The organism is Amycolatopsis sp. NPDC049159 (assembly GCF_040648295.1).
Lineage (GTDB): Bacteria > Actinomycetota > Actinomycetes > Mycobacteriales > Pseudonocardiaceae > Amycolatopsis > Amycolatopsis pretoriensis_A.
In genome coordinates, this window is the sequence record NZ_JBEZDL010000002.1 from 264225 (window position 1) to 280715 (window position 16491).

Annotated in this window: 17 protein-coding genes; 10 read left to right on the forward strand and 7 right to left on the reverse strand. The window is 72.5% G+C overall.

The window, feature by feature from the left end; genetic code table 11:
- Positions 1–16: 16 nt before the first annotated feature.
- Positions 17–1813, reverse strand: a complete 1797-nt coding sequence (locus tag AB0B33_RS04470) for a long-chain fatty acid--CoA ligase (RefSeq protein ID WP_360766766.1) — start codon at positions 1811–1813, stop codon at positions 17–19.
- Between the two features lie 127 nt (positions 1814–1940).
- Between AB0B33_RS04470 and AB0B33_RS04475 the strand changes: the two genes are divergently transcribed.
- Genes AB0B33_RS04475 through AB0B33_RS04500 form a run of 6 tightly spaced genes read left to right on the forward strand, consistent with a single transcriptional unit; the run spans position 1941 to position 6106 of the window.
- Positions 1941–2351 (forward strand): polyketide cyclase / dehydrase and lipid transport, encoded by a 411-nt coding sequence (locus AB0B33_RS04475; protein ID WP_360766769.1) that lies wholly within the window; start codon positions 1941–1943, stop codon positions 2349–2351.
- Positions 2352–2362: 11 nt separating this feature from the next.
- Entirely contained in the window at positions 2363–3157 is a 795-nt protein-coding gene (locus AB0B33_RS04480; protein ID WP_247012117.1) for a metallophosphoesterase, read from the forward strand.
- 27 nt (positions 3158–3184) lie between these two features.
- A complete protein-coding gene (locus AB0B33_RS04485; protein WP_086856845.1) occupies positions 3185–3619 on the forward strand; it encodes an SRPBCC family protein in 435 nt (144 codons plus the stop codon).
- 4 nt (positions 3620–3623) lie between these two features.
- Positions 3624–4751 (forward strand): ArsA family ATPase, encoded by a 1128-nt coding sequence (locus AB0B33_RS04490; RefSeq protein ID WP_360766774.1) that lies wholly within the window; start codon positions 3624–3626, stop codon positions 4749–4751.
- Positions 4748–5152 carry a hypothetical protein gene (locus AB0B33_RS04495; RefSeq protein WP_247012113.1) on the forward strand — a complete coding sequence of 135 codons (405 nt, stop codon included), beginning with the start codon at positions 4748–4750 and terminating at the stop codon, positions 5150–5152. Before AB0B33_RS04490 ends, AB0B33_RS04495 begins: the two co-directional genes overlap by 4 nt.
- A gap of 15 nt (positions 5153–5167) precedes the next feature.
- Positions 5168–6106, forward strand: coding sequence for an ROK family protein (locus AB0B33_RS04500; RefSeq protein ID WP_247025221.1), 939 nt, complete (start codon positions 5168–5170; stop codon positions 6104–6106).
- A 234-nt stretch (positions 6107–6340) separates the two neighbouring features.
- Here AB0B33_RS04500 and AB0B33_RS04505 read toward each other — a convergent pair whose 3' ends face one another.
- On the reverse strand, positions 6341–6817 hold the full coding sequence (locus tag AB0B33_RS04505; protein WP_360766777.1) for an SMI1/KNR4 family protein: 477 nt from the start codon (positions 6815–6817) through the stop codon (positions 6341–6343).
- 26 nt (positions 6818–6843) lie between these two features.
- Between AB0B33_RS04505 and AB0B33_RS04510 the strand changes: the two genes are divergently transcribed.
- Entirely contained in the window at positions 6844–7689 is an 846-nt protein-coding gene (locus tag AB0B33_RS04510) for an NUDIX domain-containing protein (RefSeq protein ID WP_360766780.1), read from the forward strand.
- On the opposite strand, the gene AB0B33_RS04515 is transcribed toward AB0B33_RS04510, so the two are convergent.
- The 3 genes from AB0B33_RS04515 to AB0B33_RS04525 are packed head-to-tail and all read right to left on the reverse strand — an operon-like array spanning position 7671 to position 10125.
- On the reverse strand, positions 7671–8825 hold the full coding sequence (locus AB0B33_RS04515; RefSeq protein ID WP_360766783.1) for a glutamate--cysteine ligase: 1155 nt from the start codon (positions 8823–8825) through the stop codon (positions 7671–7673). The two genes, AB0B33_RS04510 and AB0B33_RS04515, sit on opposite strands and share 19 nt — an antisense overlap.
- Before the next feature lie 11 nt (positions 8826–8836).
- Positions 8837–9361 carry a hypothetical protein gene (locus AB0B33_RS04520; protein WP_247012105.1) on the reverse strand — a complete coding sequence of 175 codons (525 nt, stop codon included), beginning with the start codon at positions 9359–9361 and terminating at the stop codon, positions 8837–8839.
- Positions 9358–10125, reverse strand: a complete 768-nt coding sequence (locus AB0B33_RS04525) for an alpha/beta fold hydrolase (protein ID WP_247012103.1) — start codon at positions 10123–10125, stop codon at positions 9358–9360. The genes AB0B33_RS04520 and AB0B33_RS04525 overlap by 4 nt, the downstream gene beginning before the upstream one ends.
- Before the next feature lie 209 nt (positions 10126–10334).
- Between AB0B33_RS04525 and AB0B33_RS04530 the strand changes: the two genes are divergently transcribed.
- Positions 10335–11096 carry a lysophospholipid acyltransferase family protein gene (locus tag AB0B33_RS04530; protein ID WP_247012101.1) on the forward strand — a complete coding sequence of 254 codons (762 nt, stop codon included), beginning with the start codon at positions 10335–10337 and terminating at the stop codon, positions 11094–11096.
- Between the two features lie 17 nt (positions 11097–11113).
- Positions 11114–11602, forward strand: a complete 489-nt coding sequence (locus tag AB0B33_RS04535) for a polyadenylate-specific 3'-exoribonuclease AS (protein ID WP_086856855.1) — start codon at positions 11114–11116, stop codon at positions 11600–11602.
- 944 nt (positions 11603–12546) lie between these two features.
- Here AB0B33_RS04535 and AB0B33_RS04540 read toward each other — a convergent pair.
- The gene (locus AB0B33_RS04540) at positions 12547–13629 is read right to left on the reverse strand and encodes a 3-deoxy-7-phosphoheptulonate synthase (protein ID WP_360766788.1); all 1083 of its coding nucleotides are present in this window, start codon (positions 13627–13629) and stop codon (positions 12547–12549) included.
- Between the two features lie 281 nt (positions 13630–13910).
- Between AB0B33_RS04540 and AB0B33_RS04545 the strand changes: the two genes are divergently transcribed.
- Entirely contained in the window at positions 13911–14936 is a 1026-nt protein-coding gene (locus tag AB0B33_RS04545) for a 6-phosphofructokinase (RefSeq protein ID WP_247012097.1), read from the forward strand.
- Between the two features lie 87 nt (positions 14937–15023).
- Here AB0B33_RS04545 and AB0B33_RS04550 read toward each other — a convergent pair whose 3' ends face one another.
- Complete coding sequence (locus tag AB0B33_RS04550; protein ID WP_247012095.1) at positions 15024–16460, reverse strand: aromatic amino acid ammonia-lyase; 1437 nt, start codon at positions 16458–16460, stop codon at positions 15024–15026.
- Between the last annotated feature and the right edge of the window lie 31 nt (positions 16461–16491).

Consider the following 16491-nt stretch of genomic DNA (forward strand, 5'->3'; position numbering starts at 1 on the left):
CTTCACGAACGTCGGGCTACTTCTTGTACAGGCCTTCGATGTCGTTGGCGTAGTTCTTCGACACCACGTTCCGCTTCAGCTTCAAGCTCGGCGTGATCTCGCCGCCGGCCTCGGTGAAGTCGTTCGACAGCACCGTGAACTTCTTGATCGCCTCGGCCTTCGAGACCTGCTTGTTCGCCTCGTCCACCGCCGCCTGGATCTCGGCGAGCAGGTCCGGGTCCGAAGCCAGGTCCGCGACCGTGGCCGACGAAGGCTTGCCGTGCTGGGACTTCCACGCCGGGAAGTACTCCTCGTCCACCGTCACCAGCGCCGCGATGAACGGGCGCTGGTCGCCGACCACCATCGCCTGGCTGACCAGCGGGGCGGCCTTGATCGTGTCCTCGAGGCCGGACGGGGCGACGTTCTTGCCGCCCGCCGTGACGATGATCTCCTTCTTGCGGCCGGTGATCTTCAAGAACCCGTCGGAGTCCAGCTCGCCCAGGTCGCCGGTGTGGAACCAGCCGTCCGTGAGCGACTCCTCGGTCGCCTGCGGGTTGTTGTAGTACGCCCGGAACACGACGTCGCCCTTGAGCATGACCTCGCCGTCGTCGGCGATGCGGACCGACGTGCCGTTGACCGGCTTGCCGACCGTGCCGACGCGGAACGCCGACTGCGTGTTGACGTTCGCCGCCGCGGACGTCTCCGTCAGGCCGTAGCCCTCGAACACCGGGACGCCGATGCCGCGGAAGAAGTGGGCCAGGCGCGCGCCCAGGGGAGCGCCGCCGGACACCGCCGCCACGCACCGGCCGCCGAGGGCCGCGCGCAGCTTGCCGTAGACCAGCTTGTCGAACGCCAGGTGCTTGAGCTTGAGGCCGAGCCCGGCGCCGCCGCTGTCCTGCGCCTGGCTGTACTCGACCGCGACCGCCTCGGCGGCGTCGAAGATCTTGCCCTTGCCGTCGCCGTGGGCCTTCTGCTTCGCCGAGTTGTAGACCTTCTCGAACACCCGCGGCACCGCGACGACGAACGTCGGCCGGAAGGTGCCCAGGTCGGCGACCAGGTTCTTGACGTCCGGGGTGTGCCCGAGGGTGACGCGCGCGGTGAGCGCGGTCACGGCGATCGCGCGGGCCAGCACGTGCGCCAGCGGCAGGAACACCAGCAGCGAGTTGCCCTGCTCCATCAGCTGCGGGAACGCCTCGATGTCGGCCCGGATCTCGGCCAGCAGGTTGCGGTGGGTCAGCTCGACGCCCTTGGGGCGGCCGGTGGTGCCCGAGGTGTAGACGATCGTGGCGAGCTCGTCGGCGCCGACCTCGCGGCGGCGCTCGTGCAGCTCGTCGTCGGACAGCGACGCGCCCAGCGCGGCCAGCTCTTCGACGGCGGGGGAGTCGCCCTCGATCTGCCACGTGTGGTCCAGCTCGGTGAGCCGGTCGCGGATCTCCTCGACCGCCCCGCGGTGGCCGTTCGTCTCGACGAACACGCCCTTGGCGGCCGAGTCGGAGAGGATCCAGTACACCTGTTCGGGCGACGACGTGTCGTAGATCGGCACCGTGACCGCGCCCGCGGCCCAGATCGCGAAGTCGATCAGCGTCCACTCGTAGCGGGTCTTCGACATGATCGCGACGCGGTCGCCGCGCCCGATCCCGGCCTGGGCCATGCCCTTGGCGACGGCCAGCACCTCGGCCGCGAACTCCTTGGCGGTCACGTCCAGCCAGCTGCCCTCGACCTGGCGGCGGAAGCTCACCACGTCGGAGAACCGCTCGGCGTTCGCCCAGACGACATCGGACATGTTCTCGTCGTCGGCCACCGGCTTGCCGGCGGGAGCGCTGTATTCGCGCACGTGGACCTCCGTGTTCAACGCGTGCGGCAGGCGACACCGCTGTTACCCGCCAGTCAACTTAGCGTGGTGAGCACCTTAAGACCATGCTGATCGGCGTCGCACGGCGAGGGCGTGACATTCTTCGCACGTGAACGCACCGCCCGCCATCGACGTCGTCGACGAGACGTTCCTCGCGGTCCCGCCGTCCACCGTGGCCGCCGTCTTCGCCGATCCCCGCTCCTGGCCGCGCTACTGGCCCGACCTGGTCCTCGAGGTCTACACCGACCGGGGGGACAAGGGCCTGCGCTGGACCGTGCGGGGCGCCCTCGTCGGTACGATGGAGGTCTGGCTCGAGCCGGTGCTCGACGGCACCCTGCTGCACTACTTCCTGCGGGCGACCCCCGCCGACGCGGCGGGCGCGCCCGCTGCGCTGGCGCCGCGCGACCTGCGCCGGGAGTTCGACCGGCGGGCCCGCGCGGCCAAGGCGATCGCGCTCGGGCTCAAGGAGATCCTGGAGGACGGGCGCGAGCCCGGAGTGCCTCCGCGCGGCGAAGACTGAAGGGACCAGGGGTGCGGGTACACGTCGTCTCGGACGTGCACGGCAACGCGGACGCGCTGAAGCGGGCGGGGGACGGGGCCGACGCGCTGGTCGTGCTCGGCGACCTGCTGGACTTCGTCGACTACCGCGACCACGACAAGGGCATCATGGGCGCGCTGTTCGGCGCCGAGAAGGTCGGGGAGTTCGCGCGCCTGCGCCGCGAAGGCACCCGTGACGAAACCGTTGCCTTCTCCCGGACGCTCTGGGCGAGCCTCGACGATCCGGCCGGCGCGGTCGACGAGGCCATCCGCGAGCAGTACGCGACGCTGTTCGCGGCGATGACCTCGCCCACCTACGCCACCCCCGGCAACGTCGACACGCCGTCGCTGTGGCCCGAGTTCACCGGCGAGGGCATCCAGGTCCTCGACGGCGAGGTCACCGAGATCGGCGGCCTGCGGTTCGGGTTCGTCGGCGGCGCGCTGCTGCCCGACGGCGTCGTCCCGCGCCGCCGCAAGGGCGCCGCCTGGCGTCCCTACCTGCGGGATCGCGAGGACTACGACAAGAGCGTCGCCGCGCTCACCGACGTCGACGTCCTCTGCACGCACGGCCCGCCGGCCCTGCCGGAGCTGACCTACGACGTCGTCGCGCGCCGCAACGAGATCGGCTCCACGGCGCTGCTGGAGCTGATCCGGGAACAGCGGCCGCGCTGGTCGGTGTTCGGCCACGTGCACCAGCCGCTGTCCTCGCGCGTCCGGGTCGGCCTGACCGAGTGCCGCAACGTGGGTCACTTCAAGGAGACCGGGCAGCCGTACGTGCTGCGCTGGTGACCGACCGCGGCGGCTACGCTTCGACCCATGGCCGAGCAGTCCACACAGTCCATCGAGGTCGACGCCGAGCCCAGCCGGGTGATGGCCGTGATCGCCGACTTCCCCGCCTACCCGGAATGGGCCAAGGCCGTCCGGCAGACCGAGGTCCTCGGCACCGACGCCGGTGGCCGGGCCAAGCAGGTCAAGCTGACCCTGGACGCGGGCCCGATCAAGGACGTCTACACCCTCGAGTACGACTGGGACGGTGACGGCCTCGGCGTCAGCTGGCACCTGGTCAAGGGCCAGATGCAGAAGGCGCAGAACGGCCGCTACGCGCTCGAGGACCTGGGCGGCCGGACGCGGGTCACCTACACGCTGTCGGTCGAGCTGGCGCTGCCGATGATCGGGCTGCTGCGCCGCAAGGCCGAGAAGATGGTCATGGACACCGCGTTGAAGGAGCTCAAGAAGCGGGCCGAGGGGTAGCCGCGTGCGGATCCTGCTGTTCACCGGCAAGGGGGGTGTCGGGAAGACGACGCTGGCCGCCGCCACCGGCGCCGCCCTGGCCGCTCGCGGCAGGAAGACGCTGGTCGTGTCGACCGACCCGGCGCACTCGCTCGGCGACGCCTTCGGCCACACCCTGGGCGCGGAGCCGTCCGAAGTGGACGCTCTGCTCTCGGCCGTCCAGATCGACTCGCGGACCCTGGTGGACACCACCTGGCACCGGCTGCGGGCCGAGCTGCGGACGGCGCTCTCCGGCGCGGGCCTCGACACCCTGGACGCCGAAGAACTCACCGTGCTGCCCGGTGTCGACGAGCTGCTCGCCCTCACCGAAGTCCGCCGGCTGGCCGAAGACGGGCCGTGGGAGACCATCGTCGTCGACTGCGGGCCGACGGCCGAGACGCTGCGGCTGCTCGCCCTGCCCGAAGCCGTCTCCGGCTACCTGACGCGCGTGTTCGGCCGGCGCGTCACCGACTCCGTGCGCCGGCTCGGCGTCCACCTCGACGGCCTGCGCGCGCTGCTCACCGAGCCGTCGGTGACCACGGTCCGGCTGGTCCTGACCCCCGAGCGGGTGGTCGTCGCCGAAGCGCGGCGCACGCTCAGCTCGCTGGCCCTGCGCGGCATCGCCGTCGACGGCCTGATCGCCAACCGGCTGATGCCGGCGCCCGGGTTCTGGCGCGGGGGCGCCGCTTCCTGGCTGCGCACCCGCCGCGCCCAGCAGGACACCGTCCTCGCCGAACTCGCCGGCGCCGGGTTCGCGCGGGTGTCCCGCGTCGAGCACCGCGCCGTCGAACCGGTCGGGCTGCCCGCCCTGCTGGAGATCGCCGCGGAGCTGTACCGCGACGGCGACCCCTTGGCGGGCGACGGCACCCCGGTCACCCCGCTGCTGCGGATCCGCCGGACGCCGGACGGGTACACGCTGCGCGTCGCGATCCCGCTCACGCGGGACACCGAGGTCGACCTCGCCCGCGTCGACGACGACCTGGCGATCACCGTGGACGGCTTCCGCAGGCTCATCGCCCTGCCGGAGTCGCTGCGGCCGTGCCGGATCACCGGTGCGGAATCCGACGCCGACGGCCTGGTCGTGAGCCTGGCCGGGAACCGGGGACGCGGGTGAGCGAAGAGGAACCCACGGACGGGCCGCGCCTCGTGGAGGAGCTCCGCCTGCTCGTCGAGATGGTCGTCGAGAAGGCCGCGCCCTGGCTCCAGGACGTGGTCGCGGCCGGCCACGGCACCCCTGACGAGGGAGAACCGGACGGCTCGGCGTGCGGCTGGTGCCCGCTGTGTGCGATCGTCGCCGTGGTGCGAGGTGAGCGCCCCGAGCTGGTGGCGAAGGTGGCCGAGCAGCTCGCGCAGCTGGTCGCCCTGCTGCGCGCGGTGCTGGCGGACCGGTGGGAGCCGGACGAGGGCGTGCACATGCCCGGGTTCCGGCCCGCGCCGCGGCCACCGGCGGACGCCACGGTGTCGGTGCGGGTGCAGCACATCGCCGTCCGCAGGCGCGACGAGTGGGAGAACTGAGTGCGGACGATAGGGGTGGACGTCGGCGGGACGAGCGTCCGGGCCGGCGTGGTGGACGAGCGCGGCTCCTTGCTCGACACGGCCCGCGTCGGGACGCCGAGCGAGGAAGGCGCCCTCGAGGACGCCATCGCCGGCGTGGTCGAAGACCTGCGCAACCGCCACGAGGTGGCCGGTGTCGGCCTCGCCGTGGCCGGGTTCGTGGCCCGTGACCGCCGTTCGGTGATGTTCGCGCCGCACCTGGCGTGGCGCGGCGCGCCGGTCGCTGACCGGATCGAAAAGCGCGTCGGCCTGCCGGTGCTGCTGGAGCACGACGTCAACGCGGCGATGGTGGGCGAGCACCGCTTCGGCGCGGCCCGCGGCGCCCACGTGGCGGCGCTGGTGGCGCTCGGCACCGGCATCGGCGCGGGCCTGCTGCTGGACGGCAAGCTGTTCCGCGGCGCGTACGGCGTCGCGCCCGAACTGGGTCACCTGACGGTGGTCCGCGGCGGGCGGCCGTGCCCGTGCGGCAAGTACGGCTGCTGGGAGCGCTACTGCAGCGGAACGGCACTGGCGGCGACGGCGGTGGAGCTGCTGGCCCGCCACCCGGGCCGCTCGACGGTGCTGGCCCAGCAGGTCGCGGGCGACCCGGGCTCGGTGACCGGCCGCCGGGTGGCGGGCGCGGCCCGCGACGGCGACCCGATCGCCCAGCTGGCGATGGCCGAGCTGGCCAAGTGGCTCGGCGAGGGCCTGGCCCTGGTGGCGGACGTGTTCGACCCGGAGATCATCGTGATCGGCGGGGGAGTGTCGGAGTCGGCGCCCCTGTTCCTGGACGAGGCCCGCGAGCACTACGCGGGCGCGATCACGGGCGCCCGCCACCGGCCGTTGGCCCGGATCCGCACGGCCCACCTGGGCGACGACACGGCGATCGTCGGCGCGGCGGCGCTGGCCCTGGAAGCGGCCAAGACCCCGGTCTGACTCAGCACTCCGGAATCGTCGGTGGCTCCCGATAGCGTGGTGGTCGGGGGTGGGCCCACGAGCGTGGTCACCCGCCCGCCGGGATGCCGGGGCACCTCTCGGCCGTGAGGATCGTGATCGGCTCGGCGGCTTGCTGCCGGTGGCCCAGGTCCTGCTCAAGCCCCTGGTCCCGGGCCCGTACTGGCGGTCGTGCTGCTCGCCGGCACAACACTGGGCGGTCGTCGGCGGCCGCCGTCACTCCTCCGGGAAGCTCCCCGACGGCACCAGCCCCTCCACGAACGCCCGGAACGTCGGCGCCAACGCCAGCTCGGACTCCAGCTCCACGTCGAACCACCCGACCGATGGCTCCGAAGACCGGCGGTAGTCCAGCGCGACCCACGTGTGGCCGTCGCCGGACAGCACCACGAGCCGGCGAGGCAGGCCCCACTCCGCGCACAGGTACGGCGAGTCCAGGATGGACAGCCGCCCGCCCACGCCGAGGAGCCGGTCGAACGGCACGTGCGTCCCGCTGTACGACGTCGGCTCGCTCGTCGGGAACGCGTCGAACGCACCGGCCACCGTGCCGCCGTTGCGCAGGCCCAGCAGTTCGCCCAGTTCGATCGGCAGGCGGACGCCCAGCTCGCGGCCGGCGTGGGCGAAGGTGCGGGCGCTTAGCGGCTCGCCGGGACCGCGGTCCCAGAAGGTGGGCTTGAGCTGGTCGAACCGGGTCACGCCGCGAATTGTGACAGGCTGGACGAGTGAGTCACCAGTCCGCGAGCGTCTTCGTCAAGTGTTCCTGCGGGCACCTGCACTGGGGCCGCTACGGCGCCGCCGGGCTCCTGCTCGTCGATCCCGCCCGCGGCGTCCTGCTGCAGCGGCGGGCCTGGTGGGTGCACCACGGCCGCACCTGGGCGCTACCCGGCGGGGCGATCGAGGCGGGCGAAACCGCGCTCACCGCGGCCGCCCGCGAAGCTTTCGAAGAGGCCTCCGTGCCCGCCGAAGCCTTCCGGACCGTCTCCGCCTCCGTGGTCGACCACGGGGACTGGAGCTACACCACCGTGCTCGCCCTCGCCGAAGGCGCCGAGGCGCGGGTCGCCAACACCGAGAGCGCGGAGGTGCGCTGGGTGGACCCCGAAGACGTCCCCGGTTACCCCCTGCACCGCGACTTCGCGGCCGCCTGGCCGGACCTGGCCGCCCGCGTCGGGCGCGAACTCGTCCTCGTCGTCGACGGCGCCAACGTCGTCGGCTCGCGCCCGGACGGCTGGTGGCGCGACCGGCACGGCGCCGCCGAGCGCCTGCGCGACCAGCTCGCGAAGCTGGCCGAGGCCGGCGTCCCGGACCCGGACGACGCCACCCTGACGTGGTGGCCGCGGATCGTCCTGGTCGTCGAAGGCAAGGCCAAGCACGTCACGGGCGTGCCCGGCGTGGAGGTCGTCGCCGCGGACACCGACGGCGACTCGAAGATCGTCGAGGTCGTCGCGAAGCAGCCCGGCGCCCGGATCCTGGTCGCGACGGCGGACCGCGAGCTGCGCGGCCGGGTCGAAGCCCTCGGCGCGTCGACCCTCGGGCCCGGCACGCTGCGCGGTCAGCTCGACGGGCTCTGACCCTTAGAGATGCCGTCACGCATCTCGGCGACCAGCGACGCCATGACGGCCTTGAGACTGCCCTTGTGCGCCTGGGCGACCGCCCGCTGCCGCCGGTAGCTCGGCCCGTACTGCAGGATCGTCTCGACGTCGCGCAGCTCGGCGACGCAGCCGAGGCGCCGGGCCACCGGCTCCAGCCGGTCCAGCAGGTCGGCGATGTCGTCGGTCACGAGCCGTTCGCGCCCGGCCGCGTCGAGGATGACGATCGCATCGGTGCCGTAGCGGGCCGCGCGCCACTTGTTCTCCTGGACGTGCCACGGCGGCAGCGACGGCAGGATCTCGCCGTCGTCGAGGCGCTCGCTGAAGTCGTCGACCAGGCATTGGGTCAGTGCCGCGATCGCGCCGACCTCCTCCAGCGTCGGCAGCCCGTCGCAGACGCGCATCTCGATCGTGCCCAGGTGCGGGGCGGGCCGGATGTCCCAGCGGATCTCCGAAAAGTGGTCGATCACGCCGGTCGTGAACATGTCTTCGACGTAGTTCTCCAGCTCCGCCCACTTCCGGAACTGGAACGGCAGCCCGGCCGTCGGCAGCTGCTGGAACATCAGCGCGCGGTTCGACGCGTACCCGGTGTCCTCGGCGCCCCAGTACGGCGAGGACGCCGACAGCGCTTGCAGGTGCGGCGCGTAGTTGAGCAGCCCGTCCAGGATCGGCAGGACCTTCTCGCGGTGGTCGACCCCGACGTGCACGTGGACGCCGTAGATCAGCATCTGGCGGCCCCACCACTGGGTCCGGTCGATCAGCTTGGCGTAGCGCTCCTTGTCGGTGACCTTCTGCTGGTACCAGTTCGAAAACGGGTGCGTCCCGGCCGAGAACATCTCGACGCCGAGCGGGTCGGCGACGCCGTGCACGACGTCGAGCGACTCGCTGAGGTCGGCCTTCACCTCGGCGATCGTCTCGCAGACGCCGGTGATGATCTCGATGGTGTTGAGCAGCAGCTCCTGCTTGATCTTCGGGTGCTCGGCGGCGCCGTCCGGGCGGACGGCGTCGAGGATCCGCTCCGCCACCGAGGACAGCTCGCCGCTGCGGCGGTCGACCAGGCCGAGCTCCCATTCCGCGCCGACGGTCGATCGCCGCGAAGGGGTGAAATCGATGCGCATCGCCGTCCGCGTCAGACCTGGGCGCCGTTGCTGGGATCGGCGCCGGGCGGCGGTCCCTGCCGGACGCGGAGCAGCAGGAGCGCGAGCGCCGTCGCGAGCGCGAGGATGCCGAGCGGGGTCGCCACCGTCGGGCCGACACCGATCGCACCGGGCAGGATCAGCAGGAACAGCCCGGCCAGGAACAGCAGCAGGATGAGGAACGCGCCCATCTTCGGCCGCGGCAGCGGCGGCGGCTCCGGCGGGACGTAGTGCTCGTCGTCGCCCGCGGGGTCGTCGGAGAACATCGTGGTGTCCCACGTCGTGCCCCCGGACCGCCAGCCCGCCTCGGGCGGCGCCGGGTCCGCGGCCGGCGGCTCGGCGGGCCGCTCCGGCGCCTTCCGCTGCTCGGTCGCCGTGCCGGTCTGCGGGGTCTCCGCGGCGCCTGCCGTGTCGGCAGTGTCGTTTTCGGGGAGCCCGAACCCGTCGGCACGCAGGTCGGCGACGATTTCGGCGAACGTCGCGTCGACGTCCTCCGGCCCGTCCTTCCCCCGGCTCATGCGGTCTCCTCAGGCTGTGCGGCGTGCGCCTTCGCGAACTCGACGCTACGCGTGAAGATCACCTCGGCGTCGTTGTCCTGCGTCGCCACGTGGTAGCTGTTCTCCAGCACGACCTCGGTGACGTCGGTGCTCGAGACGCCGTCGAGCACCAGCTGCGAGTTCACCGGCTCGACGACGTGGTCGACCGACGAGTGCAGCAGCAGCACCGGCTGCGTGACCTTGCCCAGGTCCGCGCGCACGACGGCCCACAGCTTCGCCAGGCTCGCGGCGGCGCGCACCGGGGTGCGCGGGTAGGCCAGCTCCGTCTCGCCCGGCTTCTTGATGTCGTTCGCGATCGCCGGCACCGACGGCACGATCTTCCCCAGCACCGGCAGCAGCTTCGTGTCCCACTTCAGCCGCGTCACCGACGGGTTGACCAGGACGATCCCGGCGATCCGGTCACCGAACTCCTCGGCGAGGCGCAGGGTGAGCGTGCCGCCCATCGAAAGACCGCCGACGAAGACCGTCTTGCACGTCGAGAGCAGCTCGAGGAGCGCTTCGCGGACCGTGCCGTACCAGTCTTCCCACGTCGTGCGGTTGAGGTCCGGCCAGCGGGTGCCGTGGCCGGGCAGGAGCGGGCAGCGCACGGTGAACCCGGCGCCGGCCAGGTGATCACCCCAGGCCCGCATGCTCGCCGGGGTACCGGTGAACCCGTGGCAGAGCAGGAACCCGGTGTCGGCCGAACCGGTGTGGCCGAACGGTTCCGCGCCGGCGAGCACGCCCATGCGATCGCCTTCCGTGTGAGCGGTGGATCCGTCCATGCTCTCACGGGTCGCGGGCGTTGTGGGGCTCCGCCCGGGCCCGGAATTCGCTGTGAGATCGATCGCTGCCCGCCGGTAACCGGGTGGTCTCCGTTGTGCGGCGGCCACCCGGGTTCGTAGGCTGTCCCGCGCGGGTGAATGGGGCTGAGCTGCGATGGAGGACTGAGGCACCGGTGCTGTACTGGCTCATGAAGTGGGTATTCATCGGACCGCTGCTCAAGACGCTGTGGCCGACCAAGGTCGTCGGCGCGGAGAACATCCCCGAGACCGGCGGCGCGATCCTCGCCGGCAACCACCTGGCGGTCGCGGACTCGTTCTTCATGCCGCTGCGGGTCAAGCGCAAGGTGACCTTCCCGGCCAAGTCCGAGTACTTCACCGAGCCCGGCTTCAAGGGCCTGCTCAAGAAGTGGTTCTTCACCGGCGTCGGCCAGTTCCCGATCGACCGCTCCGGCGGCAACGCCGCCCAGGCCGCGCTCGACACGGCGACCCGCCTGGTCAAGGCCGGCCACCTGCTCGGCATCTACCCGGAGGGCACCCGCTCCCCGGACGGCCGCCTCTACAAGGGCAAGACCGGCGTCGCCCGCATCGCGCTGGAGTCCGGCGGCGTGGTCGTCCCGGTGGCGATGATCGGCACCGACAAGGTCAACCCCATCGGCTCCAAGATGTGGTGGCCCCGCCGCCTCGAGGTCCGCTTCGGCAAGCCCCTGGACTTTTCGCGCTACGAGGGCCTCGCGGGCGACCGCTTCATCGAGCGGTCGATCACCGACGAGATCATGTACGCGCTGATGGAGCTGTCCGGCCAGGAGTACGTCGACATCTACGCGGCGAAGGCCAAGGAACTGCTGGCCGCCGAGGCCGCCGGGGTCAAGCCGAAGGTGCCGGCGCAGCCCGCTCCCCGCGACGCGGCCCGGGTGCCGGACTCCAAGGTCGGCTGACCCACTACTGTTCACCAGTGCGTTTTTTCTACGACACCGAGTTCATCGAAGACGGCGTGACGATCGACCTGGTCTCCATCGGTGTCGTCGACGAGCGGGGCCGCGAGTTCTACGCGGTCTCGACGGAGTTCGACCCGGCGAAGGCGGGCCCGTGGGTCCGGGACAACGTCCTGGACAAGCTCCCGTCCCCGGCCGACCGCGCGTGGCGAAGCCGCGAGAAGATCCGCACCGACCTGCTGGAGTTCTTCGGCAAACCCCCGGGCGGCATCGAGCTGTGGGCCTGGTTCGCGGCGTACGACCACGTGGCGCTGGCCCAGCTGTGGGGCCCGATGCCGGCGTTGCCCCGCCAGCTGCCGAGGTTCACGAGGGACCTGCGCCAGCGCTGGGAGGACGCGGGAAAGCCCAAGCTCCCGGCGGCGCCGACGGACCAGCACGACGCGTTGGCGGACGCGAAGCACAACCTGGCCCGGTGGGAGATCATCGAGGAGTACTTCCCGCGCCGCTGACCCCGGTCCGGCCTGCCTGATCCGCCCCTGCTCGCCTTGGCCTGCCCCGGTCCCGGTCTGGGTCCCTCGCCTCGGCTCGGCCCGCCCCAGCCCGGCTTCGGCTCGCCCTGGCCGCCCCAGCCCGGCTTCGGCTCGCCCTGGCCGCCCCCGCCTGGCTTCGGCTCGCCCTGCCCGGTCCGGCTCACCCGGGGCTGCGCCCGCCTCGGGTTTCGGATTGGCCCGCCTGGTCCGGCCCAGCCGAGCCGGGTCTGGTCCCTTACCGCCTGGCAGGGGCACGGGCTCGCTTTGCTTTGGCCCCGCCTTCGCTCTGCTCGGCCGGTCCGTTACGGCTCGCTCGCCCTGCTTCGGTTCGGCTCGCTGGTCCGACCAGCCCGACCAGCCCGACCAGCCCGACCAGCCCGACCAGCCCGACCAGCCCGCCCGGTTGGTCCGGCCCGTTCGGCCGCCCGCCGGTCGGCACGCCCGCCCAGCCCGCCCGGTCGGTCGGTCCGGCCCGTTCGGCCGCCCGCCGGTCGGCACGCCCGCCCAGCCCGCCCGGTCGACCTGACCCGCCCGCCCGGTCCGCCAGCCTGGCCCGCCCGGTCGGCCGGCCGCCCGCCGGCCCGCTCGGGTCCCGGCTGCTGTGACCGCGCTCGCTTTCGGCCGCGCTCGGTCGGATCCCGCTCCGGCTCAGCCCGCCCGGTCCGCCCCAGGCTCGCCTGGTCCGGCTCAACTCGCTCGATCCGGCCCGCTCACCTCGGCCGCGCGGTCGCCTCACGAACGCCGCGAATGACTCATAGGAGACCTCACACGTCCCCAATGAGTCATTCGCGACCCCACCGGCACTCCCGGACATCCCCGAGTGGCGCGAACGGACCGTTCGCGCCACCGGCCTCCACGGGGCCCGGAATTGTCGGTGCTCCCCGGTAACGTCAAAACCGGGGGACCCCCAGGCCGGGGACCTCTCAGCGGCGCGCCCGCACGGCCTCGGCCAGCTCGTCCAGCAGCGGGGCCGTGTCGTCCCACGCCAGGCACGCGTCCGTGATCGACTGGCCGTAAGTCAGCTGCTCCGCGTGCCCCAGCGAAAGGTCCTGCCGGCCGCCCGCCAGGAAGCTCTCCATCATCAGCCCCGAGATCCCGCGCTCGCCGGACGAAATCCGCGCCGCCAGCTCGCTCACCACCGCGCCCTGGCGGACGTGGTCCTTGCCGCTGTTGCCGTGCGAAGCGTCGATGATCACGCGCTCCGGCAGGCCCGACTTCGCCAGCCGGGCCAGCGTCTCCGACACCGTCGCCGCGTCGTAGTTCGGGCCTGTGTTGTGGCCGCGGAGGATCACGTGGCAGTCCGGGTTGCCCGACGTCGTCAGCAGGGCCGCGAGGCCGTCGGTGTTGATGCCCGGGAACACGTGGCTCGCCGCCGCCGCGCGGGTCGCGTCGATCGCCACCTGGACGTCGCCCTCGGTCGAGTTCTTGATGCCCACCGGCATCGACAGGGCGCTGCACAGCTGGCGGTGCACCTGGCTGGCCGCCGTGCGCGCGCCGATCGAACCCCACGTCACGATGTCGGCGATGAACTGCGGCGTGATCGGGTCGAGGAACTCGCAGCCGACCGGCAGGCCGAGCGCGGACACGTCGAGCAGCAGCTTCCGCGCCAGCCGCAGGCCCTTGTTGACGGCGAACGTGCCGTCCAGGTCCGGGTCGTTGATCAGGCCCTTCCAGCCCAGCGTCGTGCGCGGCTTCTCGAAGTACACGCGCATCACGATGTGCAGCTCGCCGCGCAGTTCCTCGGCCTTCGCGGCCAGCCGGCGGGCGTAGTCGAGGGCCGCCGCGGGGTCGTGGACCGAGCACGGCCCGACGACGACGAGCAGCCGGTCGTCGCGGCCTTCGAGGATGTCGACCGTCTCGGCGCGCCCTTGGCGCACGACCTTGGCCACGGCGGCGTCGACCGGATGGTCTTCGCGCAGCAAGGCGGGCGAAATGAGCGGACTGATCGACGTGGTGCGCGCGGCGTCGAGGTCACCGATGGTGGCGGGGCCGGCCGAGAGCGTCATGGCGGGGGTGTTCCTTCCTGGTGGACACCGACCCGCGGGGGACTCGCCGAGCCGGTTGGAGATCCGGCTCGGGGTGGTGGTCAGCGCAGGTTCACGCCGCCGTGCCCACCCGGGGCCGGCTTCGTAAACCAGAAATAGCGCTGCACGGCGCCAAGGTAGCACAGGCGCGAGTCGGACCGATTCGGCAGGTGGTACGGCCTGCACCGATCAAGACGCGAGCCGCTACGCTGGCGGACGACGAACTGTGACTGTCATCTCCAGAGAACAGACGGAGGCTTCTCATGCGTGTCGGTGTGCTGACCGGCGGCGGCGACTGCCCGGGGCTCAACGCGGTCATCCGCGGTGTGGTGCGTAAGGGCATCGAGGTGCACGGCTGGGACTTCGTGGGCTTCCGCAACGGCTGGAACGGCCCGCTCACCGGGGACAGCCGTCCGCTCGGCCTCAACGACGTCGAGGACATCCTGACCCGCGGCGGCACCATCCTGCGGTCCTCGCGCACCAACCCGTACAAGGTCGAGGGCGGTGTCGACAAGATCAAGAAGGTCCTGGCCGACCAGGGCGTCGACGCGCTGATCGCGATCGGCGGCGAGGACACCCTCGGCGTCGCGAAGCGGCTGACCGACGACGGCGTCGGCGTCGTGGGCGTGCCCAAGACCATCGACAACGACCTGGGCGCCACCGACTACACCTTCGGCTTCGACACCGCGGTCTCCATCGCGACCGAAGCGATCGACCGGCTGCACACCACCGCCGAGTCGCACCACCGCGCCCTCGTCGTCGAGGTCATGGGCCGCCACGCCGGCTGGATCGCGCTGCACTCCGGCCTCGCCGGCGGCGCGAGCGTCATCCTGGTGCCGGAGCGGCACTTCAACGTCGACCAGGTCGTCTCCTACGTCGAGAGCCGCTTCGAGAAGGAGTACGCGCCGATCATCGTCGTCGCCGAGGGCGCGCTGCCCGAGGGCGGCGAGGAGCGGCTGCTGACCGGCGAGAAGGACGCCTTCGGGCACGTCCGCCTCGGCGGCATCGGCACCTGGCTGGCCGACGAGATCGCCCACCGCACCGGCAAGGAGTCCCGCGCGGTGGTCCTAGGCCACGTCCAGCGCGGCGGCACCCCGACGGCGTACGACCGCGTCCTCGCGACCCGCTTCGGCCTCCACGCGGTGGACGCGGTGGCCGACGGCGACTTCGGCGTGATGGTGGCGCTGAAGGGCACCGACATCGTCCGCGTGAAGCTGTCCGAGGCGACGGCCGAGCTGAAGACCGTCCCGGCCGAGCGCTACCAGGAAGCCGAAGTCTTCTTCGGCTGAGTTCCCCGCGAAGGGCCGCTCCGAGAGTCCGGGGCGGCCCTCCGCGCGTTCAGGGGCGCTGCCGCACGGCGTCGGCTCGGGTTCACGCTAGATCCGGGCCAGCCGGTCCAGCACGCCCACCGCGGCGGCGATGTCGTCGGTGAGGGGGCGGTCGTCGGTGCTGGGGTCCAGGACCTCCGACGCCAGCTCGAACGCGTCGCGCACCGGCAGGTCGACCAGGTCCGCGTCGCGCATCCGCAGGGCGCGGACCGCCGCCACCAGCTCGCAGCCGAGCACCTGCTGGTAGGCCGCGCACGCCGCCGTCGCCGCGCGGGCCGCCTGCGTCGAGAAGCTCGCGTGGTCCTCGATGCCGCGGGACACCACGGCCGTGCCGAGCGTCGCCGGGAGCGCCGCCTGCCGCAGCTCGGTCAGCGCGTCGTGGGCCACGTACTCGAGGATCATCACGCCCGAGCTGGCCGCCGGGCCCGCCGCGAGGAACGGCCGCAGGCCGGTGAACTCCGGCTCGACCAGGTCGCCCAGCCGCGCCACCGACAGCTCCGCCACCTGGTGCACGGTCGCGCGGGCCTGGTCCAGTGCCGTCGACACGTACGCGGTGTGGAAGTGCGCGTGGTGGTAGGCGTCGCCGTGCACCGTCGAGATCATCGGGTTCTCGGTGCTCGCGTTGATCTCGACGGCGAGGACGTCCCGCAGGTAGTGGATCGCGTCCAGCGCCGGGCCCTGCACCTGCGGGAACGCCCGCAGCCCGAAGGGGTCCTGGATGCGGCGTCCCGGCTTCGGCGTCTGGTGCATGCCGAGCAGCCGCCGCATCTCCGCGGCGCAGGCGACCTGCCCCGCGTGCGGCCGCGCTTCGTGCACCGGGGTGGCGTACGCCTCGGGGTTGCCGTCGAGCGCGACGTACGTCAGCGCCGCCACCGCGTGGCTCGCCCGGGTCAGCGTGTCCAGCCGCATCGCGGCGAGGGTCGCTTCGGCGAGCGTCGCGGCGTTGCTGCTCATGAACGCCAATGCGTCGCCGGCGTGCACCGGGACCGGCGGCACGTGCCCGGTGACCCAGGGCCGTTGGCCGGTGAGTGCCAGCGCCGTCTCCGCCAGGGGTGCGAGGTCGCCGGTGCCGATCGCGCCGAGCCGGTGCACCAGCGGCAGCGCGCCGGTGCGGACGGCTTCGGCGAGCGCGCCGATCAGTTCGGGGCTGATCCCGGACCGCCCGGAGAGCAGCTGGTTCAGCCGGATCAGCATCATCCCGCGGACGTGCCCGGGCGGCAGTACGTCGCCGCTGCCGCCCGCGTGGCTGCGCAGCAGGCGAAGGCCGTGCTCCGTCGAGCTCTCGACGGCGTCGTCCTTGTTGGCCCCGACACCGGTGGTCCGGCCGTAGACCACGCGGCGCGTGCTGAGGTCTTCTGCGAGCTTCCACGCGTGTTCGGCCGCGCGCTGTGCGGCGATCGAGACGTCGATGCCCAGCGGGCCCTCGGTGCGCGCCGCCGTGACGACGTCCGCGCACCGGAGGGTCCGGCCGTCCACCCGGATCAACGGCAGCCTCCTTCCGACTGCCCTCACTATG

Bases quoted from the DNA above. Each gene is read 5' to 3' on its own strand.
- AB0B33_RS04485 (WP_086856845.1), top strand. From the start codon at position 3,185: ATGGCCGAGCAGTCCACACAGTCCATCGAGGTCGACGCCGAGCCCAGC.
- AB0B33_RS04515 (WP_360766783.1), bottom strand. From the start codon at position 8,825: ATGCGCATCGATTTCACCCCTTCGCGGCGATCGACCGTCGGCGCGGAA.
- AB0B33_RS04520 (WP_247012105.1), bottom strand. From the start codon at position 9,361: ATGAGCCGGGGGAAGGACGGGCCGGAGGACGTCGACGCGACGTTCGCC.
- AB0B33_RS04525 (WP_247012103.1), bottom strand. From the start codon at position 10,125: ATGGGCGTGCTCGCCGGCGCGGAACCGTTCGGCCACACCGGTTCGGCC.
- AB0B33_RS04540 (WP_360766788.1), bottom strand. From the start codon at position 13,629: ATGACGCTCTCGGCCGGCCCCGCCACCATCGGTGACCTCGACGCCGCG.
- AB0B33_RS04545 (WP_247012097.1), top strand. From the start codon at position 13,911: ATGCGTGTCGGTGTGCTGACCGGCGGCGGCGACTGCCCGGGGCTCAAC.